The sequence below is a fragment of the Acidocella aluminiidurans genome, assembly GCF_055383125.1.
Genome location: NZ_AP031589.1, coordinates 265,691 through 284,878 on the forward strand (window position 1 = coordinate 265,691; position 19,188 = coordinate 284,878).

Consider the following 19,188-nt stretch of genomic DNA (forward strand, 5'->3'; position numbering starts at 1 on the left):
TGGAGGCATTCCCATGGCCAACTCAAAACCGTTTCAACTCTTCCTGGCGGAGCACCGCAACGGCGTTCTGCATGACGAGTTGAGCGATAAGCTGCAGGAGCTCGTCGCCGCCGTCGCGCAGGAGAATAAGGGCGGCACACTCACGCTGAAGATCGTGGTCAAGCCCACCAGCGCCGGCAACGGCGCATTGACCGTGACCGACGAGATCAAAGTGACCGCGCCGAAGGAAACCAAGAGCGGCAGCATCTTCTTCGTGTCGCCGGAAAACAACCTGGTCCGCGAAGATCCGCGCCAGACCAAACTGGACCTTCGGCCTGTGCCGGAGCGCGAAGCGCCGCGCAGCATTGCCTGATTAACCCGCCCCGCCGCGCGGCGGGGCATCGAAAGGAAATTCCATGTCTCGTGAAGAAACCCACTATCATTCCGACCAGACCATGGCGGACGTTATTACCGCCGCGCGCGCTGGTGTTGAGCCCAAGCGCCTTGCTGGCGTCGAGAACGCCGTTTTCTTCCCTCTCAGGGATGAGGGGCGCATCGAGGATCTGCAGAGGTTCCAGCCGTCCCCACGCCGCAAGACCGGCACGATCACGGTGTTTGACGCCGTTTCCTTCAACAATGTGATGGATCAGAACTGGGATGCTGGGTTCCACACAGTCTATATAGACCGTGATGTAAATGCCCCCGCCATCATCGGCGTCATGAATGACAATGGCAGCCATGAAGGGGAAGCCGTCGGGCGTCTCGGCTGGCGGGATTTCCGTGTGCAGATCGAGCTGCGCCAGACTCCGCAGTGGAAGAAGTGGCGCGCGATGGACGGCAAGATGGTGTCGCAGACCGAATTCTCGGAATTCATTGAGGACAATCTCGCCGATATCGACACGCCGACCGGCGCCGAGATGCTGGAGATCGTCACCTATCTGCAGGCGACGCGCACGGTTTCCTTCAAGTCCGGCGTGCGCCTTTCGAACGGCGCAATCGAGTTTGTGAATAAGGAGGATATCGACGCCAAGGTTGGCGCCGGCAAGATCGAGGTGCCCGAGCGCTTCGTGCTGGCCTTGACGCCTTACCAGGGACTTCCCCTCTACAGCGTTCCGGCCCGTTTCAGGTACCGCCTGACGGACGGCAAGCTGACTATGGGCCTGAAGCTGGAGCGCATCGAGAACCTGATGAACCAGGTGCTGGATGAAGTGATCAAAGGGATCAGCTGCCCGAACATCATTTACGGAAAACCAGGCGCGTAAGCGCCTGGACTACGGCGCTTTCAGCCAAAAAGTCAGAGAAATAATGCTATGATGCGCACCATCCATTTCTCCCTCCCGATGCTCCTGCCGACGCGGAACGAACAGGATCGTCTGCATTACCACGACAAGACCCGGCTGAAAGAGCGCCTGGCGCTGGAGATCCGCGCCGCTGGCGTTCTACCGCCGCTGGCGCCGCTCGATCTCTGCGCCGTCACGATCTGGCGGCACTCGCTGGTTGAGCCAGACACGGATGGCCTGTTCGGGTCGATCAAGCAGCTGCTCGATGTGCTGCAGCCGAAGGGCGGCATCGTCACGGTGCAGGGAAAGCCCAGGCTGCGCAATCCCCAGGGTCTCGGCATCATCGCCGACGACAAGCCCAGCCGGTGCGCGGTTGATGTGCGCTGGATCAAGGCGCGGCACCGGACGGATCAGAAAACCGTGGTGGTGATCCGCGAGCTGGCCGAGATGCCGGCGCGGGAGGTGGCATGAAAAAGCCCCAGGGATACCTGCGCCGGCACATCCTCGCCGCCGCGGTGCAGGCCGTCGAGGCCGGGGCGCCGCTGCCCGCCACGCACGAGATCGCCCGGGACGCCGGGACAAGCAAGCAAGCGGTGCTCGTCACGATCGCCAAGATGGCTGTGCAGAACAAGCTGAGCATGGCGCCGGACCGGCGCGTGTTGGAGGTGCGGATATGCGCGGCAGGCCGATGAACGAAAACACAAAGCGCATGCTGGCGTTGGGTGTGGGTGAATCCACCCTGATTGGCGGTGCCAGTGTGCATGGCCTTCGTGGGGTGCACGCCACTATCAACAAAAACCGCGTCAAGGTGAAGATGCGAAGCAAATCCAACGGCGTCCGCGTGGAGCGCATCGCATGAGGCGCCCGGCGAAGCGCCTGGATAAGCGCCGGGCCATGCAGCACGAGGAAATGGAGCGTCAGCGCCGGTTCAATGCCGCGCTCGCTCAATACCCGCAGGACTGGCTCTGTCAGCCCTGCCAGATGCGGCAGGTCTTCGACCCGATCTGCGCGGATTGCACAGCCAAGATAAGGAAATATGCCGGTGTCTGAATTGCCTGAACCGATGACGCCGCCGGAGTGTGATCTGCGCGGTATGCCATACATGCCGCTTGATCTCATCCGGCTGTTCGATTCTGACCTCTACGCGCTGAGCACGGGCGACGAGTTCAAGGCCGCACTCACGCTTTGGGGCAAAAGTTTCTATCAGGTGCCGGCGGGAAGCTTGCCGTCCGATGACAGGCTGCTTGAGCATCTGTCCGGGTCGAAGCGCTGGAAGGCGGTGCGCGACATGGCGCTCCGTGGCTGGGTGAAGTGCTCGGACGGGCGCCTCTATCACCGCACGGTTGCCGCAAAGGTCGCGGAAGCCTGGGAGGCGAGGCTCGCGAAGCGCGCACGCACAGAAGCCGCGCGGGCTGCGCGACATAAAACACAATCCGTCAGTGACAGTGGCAACACGCCTCCTGTTACATCCTCTGTCACAGAGAATGTCACAACATCTGTTACAGAATCCAAGGGAAGGGAAGGGAACAGAAGGGAAGGGAAGAAAGATATTAGTTCGCTACGCTCACCGCGCGCGAGTGGCGATTTCGACGAATTCTGGGCGGCCTATCCGCGCAAAATCGGCAAGGGGCAGGCCGAGAGGGCCTACGCCACGGCTCTGCGCAAGGCGGATCATGGGAAAATCATGGCCGGGCTTCGGTCACAGCGCTTCGATGGGCCCGAACGATTCATCCCGCATCCCGCGACCTGGCTTAACGGCCAGCGATGGCTTGACGAGGCGCGATCAGGCGATCCGGTCTTGCGTGCCGCCGGCGTGATCGAGGGGCCAGACCTGGGCGGCTACGAACCCGACCCGCGCTGGGGGCTGATGCAATGAGCCAGGTCAAGCGCCAGTGGTGCGCCATGCTCGCCAAGCTCGTCGCGCCGATGGACCCGGAGACAGCGGCGCGGGCATTCGCGGACATGCTGCCCATGCTGCCCCCCGACGAGACGCTCTACACGCGCCAGACGCTCGATGCGGTGGCGACGTGTGAGCGACGTACCGCAGTGCCGACATACGCGGACATTTCCCGGGTGCTGGGTGAAGCATCCAAGGCCCGGCTCCCCGCCAGCGTGCGCATGGGCTACACGCCGCCGGCATGGCCTGCGCTGGGCTCTGATGCGGGATCACCCTCCCAGGCCGAGCGTGACGCCGCCTGTGCCCGCTCTCAGGCCGTCAAGGCCGAGCTGCGTGCTATGGGCACCGCAGCCCGTGGCGGCGACGAGAAGCCCCAGCCGCGCCACCTGGCGCCGCTGCAGCTCGCCCTGGCGTATCGGGTGGCGCAACGGCCGCTGCGCTGTGGGTTGCAGGCGGTGCTGGATCAACACGAAGCGAGGACGCAAAATGCTTGACGCGACACGGGCAGGTGTGATTCAGGAGAATAGCACTCTCAGCGGGCATTTGCCCCTGGAGTGCGGACGCCATGTCGAAGCCTGGTATTGCTGGAAAGCAAACCCAGGCGAGCAGTTCGCAGCACTCCGCAACATTTCCGCTCTCGGCTTTCGCGCCTACCTTCCGGCCTTTGTTGCCCGGCGCGAAAAGGGGCGCGAGATCATCCGGCCCTTGTTTGGCCCCTACGGGTTTGTGAGCTTTCCGCCCGGCGCGCGCTGGCAAGCCCTGTTCTCGACCCGGGGTGTGGCCAAGTTCTTTACCACACCCGGCGGACAGCCGACACGGGTCCAAGCAAGCATCGTCCATGCGCTGATGCAGCGCGGACGCCCGGGCGACGGTATCATCGATGAGACGTATCAAGGCCCGGTTTTCCCGGACGTGGCCGGCGAAACGGTCAAGATCCTGGATGGTCCATTCGCGAATCTGCACGGCTTGTGCCGATGGTCCACGCAGAAGCGCGTCGGCGTTTTGCTCGAAATCCTCGGCGGTCGGACCGTCGAAATCCAACTTCAGAGGCGCGGCGTGATCGCGGAAACCCATGGCTGAAGAACAGAAGGCTTTGCAGGATCTTACTCAAGAGGCAGATAAGTTTTTCCGAGATGCCTACTTCAAGCGTCAAATAACATCGGGCTCTAAAGAGCAGTTGGACAAATGGGATAAAGAATTGGCTGCAGAGGGAAAAATGACGCTCCGCCATTTTTCGAAATCAATTCTAAAGCCCGCAATGGACAAAATTAAAAAAGACCTCGGGTCAAAGGATTCTCCTCATGGCTAAACTCTCTCCGTCTGCCCGCAAGAAGCTGCCCGCGAAGGATTTCGCCGGTCCCGGCCGGTCGTTCCCGGTCGAGGATCGCGCACACGCCAAGGCCGCGATCATGGACAGCAAGGGAAAGCCGGACCGCAAGGCGATTGTGCGCAAGGCTGACGCCGAGCTGAAGCGGACGGATAAGAATCGAAAATGAGAGGCGGCGCGGGTAGGCCTTACAAGCGTCGATCTATTTTAAAGGCCCACAAGTATCGATCCACTGAAGGGTGGATTTTAACGGGCATCGATGGCCGCAGTGTAAATGGGGTCATTTACAGAACTTCTCAGCAAGCCAGAAGGGCCAGAAAAGCCCTCTTCTATGGCGCAAAATATTCGGAAGATCATTATGCCCAAGGGGCGGAAGTAGCAAAGGGTAGCAATGCCTCGTGGATCGAAGCCGGGTGAGCGGCGCGGTGGACGGGCCAAGGGGGTCAGCAACAAAGCTACCCGCGAGGTCAAGCGATCCCTCGAAATCCTGGCCCAAGGCCATGCCGACGCCGCTCTGCAAGCGCTTGTCGCTGTGGCGACAGCGGGAGAGTCTGAAGCGGCTCGGGTTTCGGCTGCCGTGGCAATCCTAGACCGCGGCTTCGGCCGGCCGCGCCAGGCGGTTGAGGTGGCAGGCAAGGATGGCGGCGCGCTTCAAATCCAAGTCGTGAGGTTCAGTGACGACGATCAGGATTCCCAATAAATGGCGCCCGCGCCCGGATCAGATGCGGCTCTGGAGCGCGCTCGAAGGGGGCAAGAAACGCGCCCTTGAGGTCGCTCATAGGCGCTGGGGCAAAGATGATGTGGCGCTGAACTGGACAGCCGTCAGCGCCATGCAAAAGCCGGCCACATACTGGCACATGCTCCCCGAGGCCAGCCAGGCGCGAAAAGCGATCTGGGACGCCGTAAACCCTCATACCGGCGTGCGGCGCATAGACCAGGCGTTTCCGCTCGCAATTCGGTCTTCTACCCGCGAAGACCATATGTTCATCCGGTTCAAGAATGGCGCCACATGGCAGGTCGTCGGATCGGACAACTTCAACAGCCTCGTCGGCTCGCCGCCATACGGCATTGTGTTTTCGGAATGGGCTCTGGCCGATCCTGAATCTTGGCAGATACTGGAGCCGATCCTGATCGAAAATGGCGGGTGGTCGCTGTTCATCACCACCCCGCGCGGCAATAACCACGCCGCCCGCATGTACCACGGCATGAAGGATAACCCGCTGTGGCATTGCGAAAAGATCAGCGCCGAAGAGACGGATGTTTTCACCGCTGAGCAGCTTGCCGAGGTGCGGCGCAACCTGATCACCATGAACGGCGAGGCGGTTGGCGTGGCAATCTTCGAGCAGGAATATCTGGTCAGCTTCGAAGGCGCGATCCCGGGCCAGGTCTATGCCGCCGAGCTGCGCGACGCCGAGAAAGCCGGGCGCATTACGCGGGTGCCATACGATCCGAGCAAGCCGGTTCACACATTCTGGGATCTGGGCTGGGCGGACCATACCAGCATCTGGCTCGCGCAGATGGTCGGCTTCGATATCCGGATCATCGACTTCATCCAGGGCCAGCAACGCCCGCTGAACCATTACCTGCAGGAGCTGCAGAGTCGCGGGTACGTCTACGGCACCGACTGGCTGCCTCACGACGCGCAGAGCCATGACATGGGCACCGGGCGGACGATCGAGGAGCTGATGCGCGGCGCCGGCCGGACGGTCCGGATCACGCCGAAGATCGGCGTCAGCGACGGCATCAACGCTCTGCGCACGATATTTCCCACGATCTGGTGGGATGCCGAGAAATGCAAGGCCGGCCTCGAAGCCCTCAAAGCCTACCATTACGATGTGAAAGAAGGTCAGTTGTCCCGAAACCCTGTCCACGATTGGGCGAGCCACGCCGCCGACGCCGCGCGCTATCTGGCAGTCGCGCTGCGTGAGCCGCCGGAGCACAAGCCGTTCGACCCGACGCCGCCGGCTCAGGTGTGGAGCATGGGGCAATCGGCTGGCCTGGGATGGATGCGTTGACGCACGAGGAGATCATCCGCGAGGCCAGGGAGCGCTTTAAGCGCGCCCAAGACTGGGAAGCGAACGCGCGCCAAGCCTTTCTGGACGATATGCGCTTTGCCGAGGGCGATTCGTATAACAATTGGCAGTGGCCGGATGCTGTAGTCTCAGATCGTCAGCTCAGCGGGTCGCCGATCCTGACGATCAACAAGACGCGCCAGCACTGCCTGCAGATCATCAACGACGCCCGGCAGAACAAGGTTGAGGTGCGATACGCGCCCTCGACCGGGGGCGCCACGCAGCAGGCGGCAGATGTGCTGAACGGCATTGCCCGCGCCATCGCCTATGCGAGCAACGCCGACGAAGCCATGATGGCCGCGGTCTGCACGCAGGTAAAGGGCGGCTGGGGTTATTGGCGCCTGATCACCGACTATGTCAGCGACGACAGCTTTGACCAGGAGATCCGCTGGGTCCGCGTGGCCGATCCGCTGACGGTCTATCTCGACCCTGACATCCAGGAGCAGGACGGCTCCGATGCGCGCTACGGATTTGTCTATGTGGACCGCGCCAAGGATGACGTAGAGGCCGAGTTTCCTCGTCTGAAGGGCAAGCTTGGCGGCGAAAATGCCATTGCCGGCAGCTCGGGTTGGATCACGGTCGATAAGGTGCGCGATTGCGAATACTTCCGGCGCCGCCAGAAGCGCGACAAGCTGATCATGACCGCCAAGGGCGAGACCTTCCGCCGCAGCGTCGTTGGCGCCGAGATCGCGGATGCTCTGCTTGAGGAAGATGGCGCCCGCGAGCGCGACGTGATGAACGAGGATGTGGAATGGTTCCGCATAATCGGCGACGAGATCGTCGAAAAGTCCATCTGGCCAGGCAAATACGTGCCACTGTTCCGCGTCATCGGCGAAGAGACGGTGATCGAGGGGCGGCTTGACCGAAAGGGACATACCCGGGCGCTGCTCGACCCACAGCGCATGTACAATTACTACAGCTCGATGGCCACGGAGCTGTTCGCGCTGCAGCCGCGGGCACCATTCATCGCCCCAATCGAGGCGATCCGCAACCATCCATATTGGAACAGCGCCAACATCCGCAATTATTCGGTGTTGCCGTACAACGGATTTGACGAAAAAGGGCAACCCATCGCGCCGCCGCAGCGCGCTGATCCGCCCCCGATCTCGCAAGGGGTCATGGCTGGCCTTCAAAGTACAGCCATGGAAATGCAGATGGTCTCCGGCCAGTACCAGGCGCTTATGGGCGAGGAGAGCAACGAGAAAAGCGGGAAGGCCATCAACGCCAGACAGCGCCAAGGCGAGAACAGCACCTATCATTACATCGACCACCTGGCCGATGCGGTGAGGTTTACCGGCAAAGCCATCCTCGACCTGATCCCGAAGGTCTATGACACGCGGCGCGCAATCAAGATCATGGGGCTTGATGGATCGGAAGAGACCGTCTTGATCGACCCCCGCGCCAAGCAGGCCTACCAGGAACATGAGCAGGAGCTCATGGAGGGGATCAAGAAAGTCTTCAACCCGACTATCGGCACCTATTCGGTGCGCGCCGATGTCGGCCCGGCCTATGCGACGGCGCGCCAGCAGACCTTTGACGCGCTGATCCAGCTCGCCGGCATGTCGCCGGAATTTATGGCCGCCGCGGGCGATTTGATCGTGAAAAGCGCGGACTTCGAGATGGCCGACGAGCTGGCTGAGCGGCTTTACAACATGGTTCCCGCGCAAGCATTGGGCGGCCCGTCTCCGCAAATGGCCGAAGCGCAGCAGCAGATCCAGAAGCTGCAGGCGGCACTTGCCGAGGCCATGCAGAAGCTGGCGGCGGCGCGCGGCAAGCAGCAGTCCACCGAGCAGCAGAAGGCAATCGACACCTACAAAGCCGAGACCGACCGCATGGCAACGCTGAAGGATGTTGACCCGGCCGTGTTGGTGCCGATCGTTCGGCAGGTCGTAGCGCAGGCGTTGACCAATCCGTTGCAGCCCATCGACGAGCCGATGCACGACATGCTGCAGAGCGCGCCGGCCCCCGCGCTGCCAATGCAGCAGCCCCAGGCAACCGCATAATGGCCTCTTGCTCGCAAATTCATAAGATAGTCGTCGACCCTAAGAAATTTGATGAGTCCGCAAAACGGCTCTGTGATTTTATATGGGAAAACTATCCAAAAACGGTAATCTCGCTTTCTTCTGTAGAATGGAAGAAAAACAAGTTTGTTTCAAACCATGATGTTTTGGTGGCATTTCGTCGGTCAAGCGGAAAGCGCGAACTTTTAAAAATTATCAAGAAAATGCCAGTCAATATGTTTTGTTATAAGCATGTTCCGCATTTGTATCTTGGCGTTCAGGTTGGATGGAATGAGTGGTAACACTCATCGCGATCTGCGCTTTCCACGGCGACACCTATGCGCCGGGCGCGCGCTTTGATTTCCGGCCCCTCGGGCCGCTCTCCTATTCGGGTGATTTGATCCCCGTATCCGTCGCGCCCGGCTGGCGCGCTTAACCGTTCGCGGGCCGGTAGCCCACGCAAGGACCCCATGACCGAAGAAAACACCCTAACCGCAGGCGCGGATACCGAGGCCGCGCTCAACCAGGGCGCGGAGACCACACAAAGCGCCCAAGCTGCCGAAAACGCCGCCGAACAGGCTGAAGCGGAAGCCGCTGCTGTAGCGGAAGCGGCCGAAAAGGCCAGGCGCGACGGTGCGCAAAAGCGCATCGACAAGGCTGTGCGAGCCCAGCGCGAAGCCGAGCGCGCCGCCGAAGCTGCCCGCCAGGAAGCCGAGCGCTCCAAGGCCGAACTGGAAGCGCTGAAGGACCCGGAAAAGGCCAAGGCCTTCCTGGAAGAGTCCGAGATCAACCGGCGCGCCGAGGAGCGAGCCAAGCAGCTGTTCGCGGAGCGTGACGCTCAGCAGAGGGTCAGCAATTTCGATGCCACCGGGCGCCAGGCCTTCGGCGATGAATGGAATGACCATTGCAATGCGGTCGCGGCATCCGTGGGTAAAGCCGGCCCGGTTCTGCTTTCCGCCCTGATGGAGACGGATGAGGGCCACAAGGCCATTCCGCTTCTCGCTGCAGATCCCGACCTTGCAGAGCGCTTGGTCAGCATGTCGCCCTACAAGGCCGGGCAAGAGCTGGCGAAGCTCGTGGCCAAGGCGAATGCAGCACCGCCGCCGGCACCGAAACCGCCCGGCGCCACCACCGCGCCGAAGCCGATCAAACCCGTTTCCGGCAACGCCAAATCGGATGGCTATCGCCCCGATATGACAGTCGAGGAACACATGGAGTGGCAGCGCAAGCAAGCGCGCTGATCTCTCTGCCTACCAGACTCGCGGGATAGACCGCGCGAACACCAGACCACCGCACCGCGACTTCTCATCACCCTTCGGATGCAGGTGAAACGCCCCAAGACCGCTTTCAGCGTGAGGGGATTTTCAAGCGCCACGCGCGCACTCCTGAAAATCCGAAGGATTCCCCATGAGCAATTCGCTCCTTACGATCGATATGATCACCAAGGACGCGCTCCCGCTGTTTGTGAACAGCAACGCGCTCCTCCAGAAGGTCAACCGCCAGTATGCGTCCGAGTTCAAGGACTCCGGCGCCAAGATCGGTGAAACCGTCCGCATCCGCCTGCCGTCCGACTACACCGTGACCAACGGCCCCAACCTGAACATTCAGGGCAACGTGCAGGTGAACACCAGCCTGACCGTTTCCAGCCAGAAGCATGTGGATATCGCATTCACCTCGGTTGAGCAGCGCATGCAGCTGTCCGAGTTCCGCGAGTTGGTGCTTCGCCCTGCCATCAACAACCTGGCCGGTCAGGTTGCCGCGGATCTCGCGTCCCTGGCCGACACGGTGCCGAATTACGTGGCGAACACCTCCGGCGGAAGCATCATTGCGCCGACCAAGAGTCAGTTCCTGCGTGCGAATGCGCTGCTGACGGCCAACTCTGCCCCGGTGGGCGAGCGCTCGGCCTTCCTGCACCCCGAGACCAACGCCTCGATGGTGGACAGCCAGACCGTGCTCTACAACCCGGCTGGCCAGATCAGCGACATCTACAAGAAGGGCGTCATGGGCGGCCCGGCGCTGGGCATCGGCGAATGGTATGAGGACCAGACCACTTGGTCCCATACCTCAGGCTCCTTCAGCGCCGGCGCGGTTACGGGTGTGGGGGCCAACGGTACCTCCTTGACGGTTTCCGCTGGCACCACCGGCACGCTGGTGGCGGGCGACATCATCACGGTGGCGGGTGTCTATGCCGTCAACCGCGTGACGAAGCAGATCAGCACGCGCCTGATGCAGTTTGTCGTCACCGCCAATGTGGCGAGCGGCGGCACATCGATCCCGATCTACCCGGCTCTTGTGCCGCCCTCCGGGGGCAACCCGGTGCAGTTCCAGACCGTCAACGCCGCGCCGGCCGCGAACGCCGCTATCACCATGGTCAATCCGGCCAGCACCACGTTCACCAAGAACCTGGTCATGCGCCCGGAAGCCTTCACCATGGCGATGCCGGACTTGCCCCTCTACGGCGCCGGCATCATCGCGGGCGCGCGGGAGAATTATCAGGGCTGCTCGCTGCGCATCATCGATGCTTATCTGCCTGGCACCGACCAGAAGGTGACACGTATCGACGTGCTCTACGGCTATGCGGCGATCCGTCCGGAATGGGCGGTCTGCGTGGCAGACGTGCCGACCTATTCCTGACCTGAAGGGGAGCTTTCGGGCTCCCCTTTCCTCAACATCATCGGAGATATTTCATGCCCATGGAAAACGGCCAGATCGTGGCCAATGACGGTAGCGGCATTTCCACGCCGGCCATCGCCCGCACCGGCGGCGCGCAATTTGCGGCCTTCGCCTGCCCGGCTTACCCGAAATGGGTGGAGACCGCAAAAGGCCCTGCGCTGGTACAGAACGCCGAAGAAGAGGCTGCAGCCATCAAGGGCAGCGCCGCGAAGTGACGCCCCGCGTTGCCATTGAGCAGGCGCTCAAGAAGATCGGGGTTCTCGGTGTCGGCCAGACGGCTGAAGCAGAGGATTACAACGATGCCTTCCTTGAGCTGCAAAACATGCTGTTTCAGTGGCAGCAGGAGCGCTGGCTCGTCTACGCGCTGATGGATGTCGCGCTGACCTCGAACGGCGCGAAATCCTACACGGTGGGTCTGGGCGGAGATTTCAACGTCCTGCGCCCGGACAACATCGAGAGCGCATATTTCATCAACCTGAATATGCAGGGTGAGCAGCCGGTCAGCTATCCGCTGGAAATCATCAAATCCTACGAGGATTACTCCAGACTGACGCTGAAAAGCCTTGTGACGTGGCCGCAATATGCGTTCTACGACAGCGCCTATCCGCTGGGAAATCTATTCGTAAATCCGATCCCGGCGGCAGCGCAATACGAGATTCACCTCGTCATCAAAACCCCGCTGCCGGCACCGAATGATGGCGGCACGGAGATGAGCACCCCTCCGGAATATAATCAGGCGATCATCTATAATCTGGCCTGCCTGCTGGCGACGAGCTACGGCGTGGCCGTGTCCCCCGATGTGCGCGTGGCCGCATCCACGGCACTGAACACGATCCGGCTCGCCAACACACAGATTTCGATGCTGCAAATGCCCAAGGCCGTCAGCGGTCGAGGCGGCGTCTATAACCCTTTCTCGGATCGGGTGAATTGATGGAAGTTATTGAAATCAACCCCAAAAAAGACCGCGAAGATCGGACGCGACGAATTCTTGGTCAGTCTGTAAAAAAAGCCCTTGACAATGAATCAATAGGGTTTGCGTTGGTCGCATGGGATGCCAGAGGTCAGTGTTATTCAAGCATTTGCACCCAAGACGGCCCCATCGGAGATAATCTTGTTCCTGCATACGTCCATGATGCCCTTAATCGACACGTTACATTGGTAATTTCATCTTTCTCTGAACCACGAATTTTGGACGAATGACCCAGCTCCCCCTTCTCTCCGGCTTCTACAAGTCGCGCAGCGTTATCGCCTCGGCGCAGCGCTGCCTGAATCTGTATCCGGAGGTGAACACGCCCGAAACCTACATGCTGATGCCGCAGATGACCGCCAGCGCTATCATGACGCTCTACCCGACGCCGGGCACGCGCATGCTGGGCAGCTTGGCGGCCGATCAGCAGGGGGCGGGCCGGGGTCTGTATTTGGCCTCGAACAACCAGCTTTATGCGGTAATCGGCAACACGGTCTATCACGTCGATCAGCTCTGGCGCTTCACGATCCTGGGATACATCCAGCGAGGCACCACGCCGGTATCGATGAAGGACAATGCGCAGACCATCGTCCTCGTGGATGGAACCGAGACCGGCTATACGATCGATCTCGCCAGCAACACGATGAGCACCATAGTCGACCTGACCGGCGCGTTCGTCGGCGCGGACAAAGTGGATTATCTCGACGGGTTCTTCATTTTCAACAAGCCCGGCACGCCCCAGTTTTACACGTCCCTGGCGCAATCGGTCACATTCGACAACCTCTATTTCGCCAACAAGAACGCCGCGCCCGACCTGCTCGTGACGCTTGTGGTGAATCAGCGCCAGCTCTGGCTAATTGGCCAGCAGACCACCGAGCTTTGGTACGACAGTGGGGCTAGCGACTTCCCCTTCGCGATCAACAGCTCCTACTTCATCCAGCACGGCTGCGCGGCGAAGTATTCCGTGGCTCAGCAGGACGGCAACATCTTCTGGCTCGGCACCGACCCGCAGGGCGCGCGCATCGTGCTCAAGGGCGTCGATCTGAATGCGGTGCGCATCAGCACGCATGCCATCGAAAACGAGTTCTACGACTATCCCCGGGTGGATGATGCCATCGGCTTCACGTATCAGCAGCTCGGGCACGCATTCTATGTTCTGACCTTCCCTGCCGCGGACAAGACGTGGGTCTATGACATCGACCAGGACATCTGGCACGAGCGCGCCACCATCGACGCCGCCGGCCAGGAGCACCGCATCCGCGCCAACGGCTATGCCTTCGCCTATGGCAAGCATGTCGTGATCGATTACGCCACCGGCGCGCTCTACGAGATGAGCCCGGACATTTATACGGATCTCGGACAGCCGATCCGCCGCGAGCGCACGTTCCCGCATCTCGTGAACGAACTGAAGCGCATCATCTATCGTGGCTTCCGCGCCGATATGGAGGCCGGCAACAGCGAGAACGTGCAGAATTATGCCAACGTCTCCGACCCGGTGAAGGCGTCCGCGCCTGTCCTGGCCGTGGGCTTCACCACCGAACCGGCCACCGGAAATAATGGTGTTCCAGTGACCTATACGGGAACGATGAACCTGCCGAATGAAGCGGTCGAGCTGGCCTTCAGCGCCACCAATACCGCGCCGCCAACCACCGGCTGGACCGCCGCCACCTCGAACGGGAATGGCACTTGGACCGGCTCCGTTACGCCATCTTGAGGGATAAATGAGCGCATCTGTTAAATGGACCGTGCTTGAGAATTTCGCGCGATCCACAAATACGGCGGATTATACGGCATGCGGCTGGAGCACTGGTGTCGCGCCCGGCGGGGCTCCTGGGCTTGGCTTCGGATCGGTTGACGCCGTTCTTGGCAAAACCGCATGCGTCATAAGCTCATACTACGCCGGATGGGTCTACGCGCAGCGTTCGCTTGGGTGGGATGGCGCCGCGCCGAAATCCCCTACCGTGGGGATGCGTTTTTATATCCCCGCTGGCGTGACAAACAGCATTGAGCTAATCCTGCTCGATTACAACTCTGCCACGATGGGCTCTGTCACCGTCTCCGCGCCTGCCGGAATCCTTTCCATTTCTGACTCGACTGGTGTGAAATACACATCGCCGCAGCCGGTCATCAACATGGGTGTGCCGTATTACCTTGAGGTCAACCTGACTCCGTCAAAGACAGCGGGGACCATGACCGTCTGGCTGAATGGTGTGATCGTTGACGCAACGCTATCTAGCCTCAACACGGACCCCAACTCAATCGGTTCGGTTCAGTTCATGCAGTTCCGCACCAATGGCGGCCAGTTTTCCTTCTCAGACGTTGGTGTGCTGGACGCCGAAACGGCTGGCAACCCAACGTCCTACGGCGACAATGACGTGCAGTACCTTGCGCCCGTCGCCAACGGCGCCACCGTGCAATTCACTCCGAATGGGCTGACCGTCAATTGGCAGAACGTCGCGAACACTCCACCCAACACCTCGGATTTCAATTCTTCCACCACCATCGGGGCGGTCGATCAGGTGAAGGTTGGCAACCTTTCTGTGTTGACCGAAAGCGTGGGTGGCATCTTCATCGTCACATCCGCCGAAAACATCTCCGGCGGCACGCATACATACTCGCAGCAATACTCCGGCTCCGGAGGTTCCACGGTCGGCACCAGCAGCGCCTTCACGCTCACCAACGGGTATCTGGTCTATGGCTCAAGCCCGACTACCGACCCGAACAGCGGCGTTGCCTGGGGCATCTCTGACGTGAACGGCATGACCATCGGTTACAGCTTGGTGTCCTGATGAGCAACACGATTCAGGTCAATCAGGCCGGCGTCTATGCCGCCAGCAAGACGAGCCCCCAAATGTCGGTCAATCAGGCCGGTGTGATGGTGGGCAGCAAGACCATTCCCGACGCGCGTTTCAACGGCGTGGGAGTGTTCGTCGCCACCAAGCGGACCAAGACCCTCTATTGCTGGGCGCGCCTGGCCAACTATCCGGCGATCCAGGCTGTCAGCACCGCCATCACCATCACGCATCTGCCATAATGCTCATCATCAACCCCATCACCGATCCAGGCTATGCCGGGCGGCCAATTGCGATCTCTGGCACGCTCTGGCCGACGACGCACAGGCTGAACATCGGTATCACGCAGAGCGCCGCCGTGGCGCCGGCGCTGATGACGCAGATCGGCGCCAGCGATGCGGGGCTTTGGTCGATTTCGCTCACCCCGACCTGGACCGGCGCGGTCTATGCCTGGGCGCAGGAGCTCGAGCCGGCCGAGGATCAGGTGATGCTCGCCGTATCCCGAGACCGCGGCTATTCGTTCGATGATGAGCGCGCCGTATCGCTCGGCGCGCCGGGCCGGCGCAACGCTATCGTGCAGTTCCGGCGCCTCGGCATGGGGCGCGACGTGGTGTTCCGCCTCCGCTGGTCCGCCGCATACCGCACGGCGCTTCAAGGCGCTTTCATCGACGTGGAGGCCAGCGCCTCGTGAGCCAGTCCTTCCTGCCTCAGTTCGGCATGCCGATCGTGGACAAGAACGGCAAAGCCACGATGCAGCTGCAGCAGTTCTTCATGCAGATGGCCAAGTCGGGCGCCGGCGTGAAGGTAACGGTGCAGGGCCAGAGCCAGACCGCCAACGCGCTGTCCTTTGGCGCTGGGTTCAGCGGCAACTACAGCGGCACCACATGGGATCTGTCCACTGGAATCAGCGTGTCCGGTTCGGAGCTGGATTATCCGGCGGTGACGAAGCTCGAATTTGGCGATGGCTTCAGCCTGTCCGGATCGCCGGGCGCGCTGACCATCAACGGCGGCGGCACAGCCCTCACAGTTATGCAGAATGGCGTCCTGGTCGGCAAAGGCGTGGACCTGATCAATCTAGCCGGGAGCGTCACCGCGAAGGTCGAGGGTGGGGAACTTTATCTCGTCGTCGGTGGCGTGCAGATCAATTCTGACGGCGGCAGCTATTCCAACATCGTCTCCGGCCCGAACATCACGCTGACAGGGGATGAGTCCGGCAATCTAACCATCGGTTCGCAGATCGGCGTCGAATATGCTGGGACGATTTACGAGACGCTTCTGGCGGGCAGCAATGTCACGATGACGCCAGGCACCGCAGGGCTGCAGATCTCATCAAGCGGCGGTGGGGGTGGAGGTGGATCGGGGCTGTTTGCGCCTATTATGTCTGCCGTTCCATCTCAAGCGGCGCTGGGCTTTACCTCTTGGGATAACCAAAACGGCGCTACAGCGACAGACGCTCTTACTGGCATCTTGTTAAAACAGCTTACATCAACCGGACACGTTCTTTCGGCAATATATAAATCTGCGCCCAGCGCCCCATATTCGGCACGCGCGTTAGTCCGATGGAGTTATGCAGCCGCAAATGCGCCAGGAATATTTTTTGGCTGGAGGTCTTCTGCTGGAAAATACGAAGGCATTTTAATTCAAGCCACAGCCGGTGTGTATTATACCTATTGGTCCAACACTTCTTCAGGAAATTTCAACGGAAAATCGATAACGTTTCCTGAGCAAGTCGAATATTGGTTGCAGCTAGTTGATGATGGAACATCGATAAGCATCGAAATAAGCTTTAATGGGATAGATTTCCAAAGTATTTTTTCAGCTATCTATGCAAGCGCATACCTGGGCGCAGGAAATTATAATCAAATCGCGTTTGGGGTAGACGCCTACAATGCGGGCGTTTCTTTTGTCATTATGAGCTATGCGGAGATCTAAATGTCCTCGTCCGTTCTTCTTGGCATGAGCGGCCTCTCTCGCAAACATCATAAGCGCTGCGTTTTATGAATATCAATACGATCCAACATAGCCTTTTCGAGAAGGTATAACCATGTCCCTAGCCCTCGGCGCCCTCGGCGGCCTGTCGTCTCTCGTCGGTTCCCTCGGCGGCGTTTTTGGCGCCGGCAGCGCAGCCAACGCGATGAAGGATGCGGCGGCCAATATTCAGGGCTACATCACCGACACCGCGCAGAAGGCCGCCAGCCAGCTTTCGCCCTACACATCGCTCGGATCGGCAGCGGCGAATGAGCTGACCTCTCAGCTGCCGTCCCTGTCGCAAGGCTTCAACCCCACCATGTCGCAGCTGGAGCAGACGCCTGGCTATCAGTTCGCGCGCCAGCAGGGCCAGGAGGCGACGCAGAACGGTTTCGCGGCGCGCGGCCTCGGTGTCTCGGGCGCGGCGCTGAAGGGTGCGGCCAATTATGCCGCCGGCTTGGCTGATCAGACCTATATGAACCAAGCCAATATCTACAACCAGAACCGCAGCACCACCGCCAACATCCTGACCGGCGCGACGGGGCTGGGCGAAAATGCCGCGAATCAGATCGGCAACTATTACATGGACACGGTCGGTCCCTTTGCCAGCGCGACGAGCGGCTATGGCAACGCCTCGGCCCTGGGCAATTTGGCGCCATGGACCGCGCTCACCGGGGTCGGGAGCAACCTGACCGGCCAGGCCACGTCCGGCACAGGGCTGGGGCAGCCCGGCCTCTCGTCGGGCATCTCCTCTTTGCTGGGGTATCTGTAAGCCATGGGCACCACCCTCGATCCCTCAATCATCACCGGCCAGCTGCAGCAGCAGGCCGAAAACACTGGCCCGCAGCAAACCCAGGGCTGGCTTGGCGCCCGGCAGTTGCTGCTCCAGAACCAGCAGCTCGCGGCAAAGCAGGCCGCCGGGCAGGATTTTCAGAAATCCATCAACGCGCTGACCGGGCAGGTCGATTACAGCAAGTTCAATGCGCTGCTGGGCGGCGACCCGCGCGCGGCTTTCGCGGCTCAGGATTCCTCCCAGGCTGGTCTCGTGAACCAGAACACGATGCAGGCGAACGCGCAGGCCGAGGCAAAGACCTATCTCGCCCGGCATGATGTTCTCTCCGGCATCGCCGCCGGCTGGATGCAGAACCCCAACCTGACGCGCGGGGATGTGATGGATGGGGTGGCGGACGCGATTTCCCAAGGCGTCATCGATGCGCAGACCGGCGCGCAGGTGATGAAATCCTTCGACCCGTCCAACCCGCAGGCATGGGCCAAGAATGAATTTGATACCTTGATGGCCCAGGCCGGCCAGGTGAAAGCGTTGCTGCCGGAATACAGCGCCATCAACACGGGCGGCGCGACGAATCTGGTCAACGTGAACCCGCTGGCTGGTCCGCCGCAAACCATGGGCAGCTTGCCCAACACCCTCAGTCCGGCCGAGGCATCCCAACCCACAACGATCACGTTGCCGAACGGCCAGCAGGTGACGGAACCGCGCGGGGCATATGCAGACGCAAATGGTATCCCGTCTATTTCGATGCCCGGCACTGGTGCAGCGTCGGCGCCCGCAGTGCTTGGCGGCGCGATCCCCGGTCCCGCGCCCGGCCAATTGGCCATGAATGATGCCGACACCAAGTATCTGACCGACACCTTGGCCCAGCAACAGGCGGCTCAGCAGGGCATGGCTTCGCTTCGCAACGTCATGGCGGCACTTCCTGGTGCCAACACGGGGCCCGCGGCGTCGTCCGTGGCGGAAATTGGCGCGGCTCTCGATCAGCTCGGCATCAATATTGGCGATAACCAAGCCACCCAGGAGCAAAACCTCACCAAAAACGCCACGCAGCTCATCATGAGCGCCACAGGCAAGCTGGGCGTTCCAACGGATGCAAAACTCGTCACGGCCGCCCTGGGTTCTCCCAACAGCCAGCTTACCGAGGGTGCCAACCGGACGATTGCCGGGGAGCTGATGGGCGGATTTGCCTACCAAAATGCTGCCGCGAATTATCTGCAGGCGGCGCGCGCTCAGGGCCTTACGCCCGGTACGGCGGCTTTTGCAAAAGTGCGGTCTCAGCTCAACGATCCCATGCTTGGAACCGCTTTCCAGTTCCTCTATCTCGACCCGGCGGCGCGGGCGCGGGTCCTCAAGGTGATGCCGAAACAAGAGCAGGAGCAGCTCGTCAATTCCATCAACTTCGCCTACACGATGGATAGCAATCTGCCGAGCCTGAAATAA

The 19,188-nt window shown here is 60.9% G+C and carries 25 protein-coding genes; all 25 read left to right on the forward strand.

Translation table 11 applies throughout. The annotated features are described in order from the left end of the window. Nucleotides 1–13 precede the first annotated feature (13 nt). Complete coding sequence (locus ACZ46S_RS01395; RefSeq protein ID WP_295741486.1) at nucleotides 14–352, forward strand: hypothetical protein; 339 nt, start codon at nucleotides 14–16, stop codon at nucleotides 350–352. A 43-nt stretch (nucleotides 353–395) separates the two neighbouring features. Continuing rightward, nucleotides 396–1,241 carry a DUF2303 family protein gene (locus ACZ46S_RS01400; RefSeq protein WP_464063057.1) on the forward strand — a complete coding sequence of 282 codons (846 nt, stop codon included), beginning with the start codon at nucleotides 396–398 and terminating at the stop codon, nucleotides 1,239–1,241. 48 nt (nucleotides 1,242–1,289) lie between these two features. Then, the gene (locus ACZ46S_RS01405; RefSeq protein WP_464063058.1) at nucleotides 1,290–1,730 is read left to right on the forward strand and encodes a hypothetical protein; all 441 of its coding nucleotides are present in this window, start codon (nucleotides 1,290–1,292) and stop codon (nucleotides 1,728–1,730) included. Then, complete coding sequence (locus tag ACZ46S_RS01410) at nucleotides 1,727–1,951, forward strand: hypothetical protein (RefSeq protein ID WP_464063060.1); 225 nt, start codon at nucleotides 1,727–1,729, stop codon at nucleotides 1,949–1,951. Before ACZ46S_RS01405 ends, ACZ46S_RS01410 begins: the two co-directional genes overlap by 4 nt. Then, entirely contained in the window at nucleotides 1,933–2,118 is a 186-nt protein-coding gene (locus ACZ46S_RS01415; protein WP_464063062.1) for a hypothetical protein, read from the forward strand. Before ACZ46S_RS01410 ends, ACZ46S_RS01415 begins: the two co-directional genes overlap by 19 nt. Then, the gene (locus ACZ46S_RS01420; RefSeq protein WP_464063063.1) at nucleotides 2,115–2,309 is read left to right on the forward strand and encodes a hypothetical protein; all 195 of its coding nucleotides are present in this window, start codon (nucleotides 2,115–2,117) and stop codon (nucleotides 2,307–2,309) included. Before ACZ46S_RS01415 ends, ACZ46S_RS01420 begins: the two co-directional genes overlap by 4 nt. Next, nucleotides 2,302–3,135 (forward strand): DUF1376 domain-containing protein, encoded by an 834-nt coding sequence (locus ACZ46S_RS01425; RefSeq protein ID WP_464063064.1) that lies wholly within the window; start codon nucleotides 2,302–2,304, stop codon nucleotides 3,133–3,135. Before ACZ46S_RS01420 ends, ACZ46S_RS01425 begins: the two co-directional genes overlap by 8 nt. Next, nucleotides 3,132–3,650 carry a hypothetical protein gene (locus ACZ46S_RS01430; protein ID WP_464063065.1) on the forward strand — a complete coding sequence of 173 codons (519 nt, stop codon included), beginning with the start codon at nucleotides 3,132–3,134 and terminating at the stop codon, nucleotides 3,648–3,650. Before ACZ46S_RS01425 ends, ACZ46S_RS01430 begins: the two co-directional genes overlap by 4 nt. After that, nucleotides 3,643–4,236 carry a transcription termination/antitermination protein NusG gene (gene nusG, locus ACZ46S_RS01435; RefSeq protein ID WP_464063066.1) on the forward strand — a complete coding sequence of 198 codons (594 nt, stop codon included), beginning with the start codon at nucleotides 3,643–3,645 and terminating at the stop codon, nucleotides 4,234–4,236. The genes ACZ46S_RS01430 and nusG overlap by 8 nt, the downstream gene beginning before the upstream one ends. Beyond that, a complete protein-coding gene (locus tag ACZ46S_RS01440) occupies nucleotides 4,229–4,465 on the forward strand; it encodes a hypothetical protein (RefSeq protein WP_464063067.1) in 237 nt (78 codons plus the stop codon). Before nusG ends, ACZ46S_RS01440 begins: the two co-directional genes overlap by 8 nt. Next, a complete protein-coding gene (locus tag ACZ46S_RS01445) occupies nucleotides 4,458–4,652 on the forward strand; it encodes a hypothetical protein (RefSeq protein ID WP_464063068.1) in 195 nt (64 codons plus the stop codon). The genes ACZ46S_RS01440 and ACZ46S_RS01445 overlap by 8 nt, the downstream gene beginning before the upstream one ends. Before the next feature lie 505 nt (nucleotides 4,653–5,157). Further along, nucleotides 5,158–6,498, forward strand: a complete 1,341-nt coding sequence (locus tag ACZ46S_RS01450) for a hypothetical protein (protein WP_464063069.1) — start codon at nucleotides 5,158–5,160, stop codon at nucleotides 6,496–6,498. Further along, nucleotides 6,486–8,558: a portal protein gene (locus tag ACZ46S_RS01455; protein ID WP_464063071.1), complete on the forward strand. Its 2,073-nt coding sequence runs from the start codon at nucleotides 6,486–6,488 to the stop codon at nucleotides 8,556–8,558. The genes ACZ46S_RS01450 and ACZ46S_RS01455 overlap by 13 nt, the downstream gene beginning before the upstream one ends. A 467-nt stretch (nucleotides 8,559–9,025) precedes the next feature. Beyond that, entirely contained in the window at nucleotides 9,026–9,796 is a 771-nt protein-coding gene (locus tag ACZ46S_RS01460) for a hypothetical protein (RefSeq protein WP_464063072.1), read from the forward strand. Nucleotides 9,797–9,962: 166 nt separating this feature from the next. Further along, complete coding sequence (locus tag ACZ46S_RS01465) at nucleotides 9,963–11,189, forward strand: P22 phage major capsid protein family protein (RefSeq protein ID WP_464063073.1); 1,227 nt, start codon at nucleotides 9,963–9,965, stop codon at nucleotides 11,187–11,189. Nucleotides 11,190–11,242: 53 nt separating this feature from the next. Next, nucleotides 11,243–11,443, forward strand: coding sequence for a hypothetical protein (locus tag ACZ46S_RS01470; RefSeq protein WP_464063074.1), 201 nt, complete (start codon nucleotides 11,243–11,245; stop codon nucleotides 11,441–11,443). Beyond that, complete coding sequence (locus tag ACZ46S_RS01475; RefSeq protein ID WP_464063075.1) at nucleotides 11,440–12,159, forward strand: hypothetical protein; 720 nt, start codon at nucleotides 11,440–11,442, stop codon at nucleotides 12,157–12,159. The genes ACZ46S_RS01470 and ACZ46S_RS01475 overlap by 4 nt, the downstream gene beginning before the upstream one ends. Then, a complete protein-coding gene (locus ACZ46S_RS01480) occupies nucleotides 12,159–12,428 on the forward strand; it encodes a hypothetical protein (RefSeq protein WP_464063076.1) in 270 nt (89 codons plus the stop codon). The genes ACZ46S_RS01475 and ACZ46S_RS01480 overlap by 1 nt, the downstream gene beginning before the upstream one ends. Then, nucleotides 12,425–13,909 carry a hypothetical protein gene (locus ACZ46S_RS01485; protein ID WP_464063077.1) on the forward strand — a complete coding sequence of 495 codons (1,485 nt, stop codon included), beginning with the start codon at nucleotides 12,425–12,427 and terminating at the stop codon, nucleotides 13,907–13,909. The genes ACZ46S_RS01480 and ACZ46S_RS01485 overlap by 4 nt, the downstream gene beginning before the upstream one ends. 7 nt (nucleotides 13,910–13,916) lie before the next feature. After that, on the forward strand, nucleotides 13,917–14,984 hold the full coding sequence (locus ACZ46S_RS01490) for a hypothetical protein (RefSeq protein ID WP_464063079.1): 1,068 nt from the start codon (nucleotides 13,917–13,919) through the stop codon (nucleotides 14,982–14,984). After that, complete coding sequence (locus ACZ46S_RS01495) at nucleotides 14,984–15,229, forward strand: hypothetical protein (RefSeq protein ID WP_464063081.1); 246 nt, start codon at nucleotides 14,984–14,986, stop codon at nucleotides 15,227–15,229. Before ACZ46S_RS01490 ends, ACZ46S_RS01495 begins: the two co-directional genes overlap by 1 nt. Continuing rightward, the gene (locus tag ACZ46S_RS01500; protein WP_464063082.1) at nucleotides 15,229–15,678 is read left to right on the forward strand and encodes a hypothetical protein; all 450 of its coding nucleotides are present in this window, start codon (nucleotides 15,229–15,231) and stop codon (nucleotides 15,676–15,678) included. Before ACZ46S_RS01495 ends, ACZ46S_RS01500 begins: the two co-directional genes overlap by 1 nt. Further along, nucleotides 15,675–16,919: a hypothetical protein gene (locus tag ACZ46S_RS01505; protein ID WP_464063084.1), complete on the forward strand. Its 1,245-nt coding sequence runs from the start codon at nucleotides 15,675–15,677 to the stop codon at nucleotides 16,917–16,919. Before ACZ46S_RS01500 ends, ACZ46S_RS01505 begins: the two co-directional genes overlap by 4 nt. 112 nt (nucleotides 16,920–17,031) lie before the next feature. Next, nucleotides 17,032–17,727 carry a hypothetical protein gene (locus tag ACZ46S_RS01510; RefSeq protein WP_464063085.1) on the forward strand — a complete coding sequence of 232 codons (696 nt, stop codon included), beginning with the start codon at nucleotides 17,032–17,034 and terminating at the stop codon, nucleotides 17,725–17,727. A 3-nt stretch (nucleotides 17,728–17,730) separates the two neighbouring features. Further along, entirely contained in the window at nucleotides 17,731–19,188 is a 1,458-nt protein-coding gene (locus tag ACZ46S_RS01515; RefSeq protein WP_464063086.1) for a hypothetical protein, read from the forward strand.

Bases quoted from the DNA above. Each gene is read 5' to 3' on its own strand.
- ACZ46S_RS01400 (WP_464063057.1), top strand. From the start codon at position 396: ATGTCTCGTGAAGAAACCCACTATCATTCCGACCAGACCATGGCGGAC.
- ACZ46S_RS01500 (WP_464063082.1), top strand. From the start codon at position 15,229: ATGCTCATCATCAACCCCATCACCGATCCAGGCTATGCCGGGCGGCCA.
- ACZ46S_RS01440 (WP_464063067.1), top strand. From the start codon at position 4,229: ATGGCTGAAGAACAGAAGGCTTTGCAGGATCTTACTCAAGAGGCAGAT.
- ACZ46S_RS01445 (WP_464063068.1), top strand. From the start codon at position 4,458: ATGGCTAAACTCTCTCCGTCTGCCCGCAAGAAGCTGCCCGCGAAGGAT.
- ACZ46S_RS01430 (WP_464063065.1), top strand. From the start codon at position 3,132: ATGAGCCAGGTCAAGCGCCAGTGGTGCGCCATGCTCGCCAAGCTCGTC.
- ACZ46S_RS01415 (WP_464063062.1), top strand. From the start codon at position 1,933: ATGCGCGGCAGGCCGATGAACGAAAACACAAAGCGCATGCTGGCGTTG.
- ACZ46S_RS01485 (WP_464063077.1), top strand. From the start codon at position 12,425: ATGACCCAGCTCCCCCTTCTCTCCGGCTTCTACAAGTCGCGCAGCGTT.
- ACZ46S_RS01460 (WP_464063072.1), top strand. From the start codon at position 9,026: ATGACCGAAGAAAACACCCTAACCGCAGGCGCGGATACCGAGGCCGCG.
- ACZ46S_RS01465 (WP_464063073.1), top strand. From the start codon at position 9,963: ATGAGCAATTCGCTCCTTACGATCGATATGATCACCAAGGACGCGCTC.
- ACZ46S_RS01470 (WP_464063074.1), top strand. From the start codon at position 11,243: ATGCCCATGGAAAACGGCCAGATCGTGGCCAATGACGGTAGCGGCATT.
- ACZ46S_RS01420 (WP_464063063.1), top strand. From the start codon at position 2,115: ATGAGGCGCCCGGCGAAGCGCCTGGATAAGCGCCGGGCCATGCAGCAC.
- ACZ46S_RS01395 (WP_295741486.1), top strand. From the start codon at position 14: ATGGCCAACTCAAAACCGTTTCAACTCTTCCTGGCGGAGCACCGCAAC.
- ACZ46S_RS01490 (WP_464063079.1), top strand. From the start codon at position 13,917: ATGAGCGCATCTGTTAAATGGACCGTGCTTGAGAATTTCGCGCGATCC.
- nusG (WP_464063066.1), top strand. From the start codon at position 3,643: ATGCTTGACGCGACACGGGCAGGTGTGATTCAGGAGAATAGCACTCTC.
- ACZ46S_RS01455 (WP_464063071.1), top strand. From the start codon at position 6,486: ATGGATGCGTTGACGCACGAGGAGATCATCCGCGAGGCCAGGGAGCGC.
- ACZ46S_RS01515 (WP_464063086.1), top strand. From the start codon at position 17,731: ATGGGCACCACCCTCGATCCCTCAATCATCACCGGCCAGCTGCAGCAG.
- ACZ46S_RS01480 (WP_464063076.1), top strand. From the start codon at position 12,159: ATGGAAGTTATTGAAATCAACCCCAAAAAAGACCGCGAAGATCGGACG.
- ACZ46S_RS01510 (WP_464063085.1), top strand. From the start codon at position 17,032: ATGTCCCTAGCCCTCGGCGCCCTCGGCGGCCTGTCGTCTCTCGTCGGT.
- ACZ46S_RS01410 (WP_464063060.1), top strand. From the start codon at position 1,727: ATGAAAAAGCCCCAGGGATACCTGCGCCGGCACATCCTCGCCGCCGCG.
- ACZ46S_RS01495 (WP_464063081.1), top strand. From the start codon at position 14,984: ATGAGCAACACGATTCAGGTCAATCAGGCCGGCGTCTATGCCGCCAGC.
- ACZ46S_RS01405 (WP_464063058.1), top strand. From the start codon at position 1,290: ATGATGCGCACCATCCATTTCTCCCTCCCGATGCTCCTGCCGACGCGG.